At 56.1% G+C, this 223-nt stretch carries 1 protein-coding gene; it reads right to left on the bottom strand.

Annotation, left to right across the window (positions count from 1 at the left end):
- The coding region (locus tag HJW02_RS13290) for a hypothetical protein (RefSeq protein WP_208050723.1) at positions 1 to 223 on the bottom strand (223 nt) is incomplete at both ends.

Genomic DNA, 223 nt, shown 5'->3' on the forward strand with positions numbered 1-223 from the left:
CTCGTCCAGTTCCTCGAGCAGCTGGTCGTCTTCCAGTTTCCACAGCAGTTCCTTGCCGCCCCAGGAGCCGGATTCCTCCAGCAGCTCTCCGTCTTCCAGCTCTTCCTCCTCGTCCAGTTCCTCGAGCAGCTCCAGCTCTTCTTCGTCTAACTCATCAAGTTCTTCGAGTTCCAGCAGCAGCTCTTCGTCATCAAGTTCTTCGAGCTCAAGCTCATCTTCCAGC

The organism is Akkermansia sp. GGCC_0220 (assembly GCF_017566105.1).
GTDB classification, from domain to species: Bacteria; Verrucomicrobiota; Verrucomicrobiia; order Verrucomicrobiales; family Akkermansiaceae; genus Akkermansia; species Akkermansia massiliensis.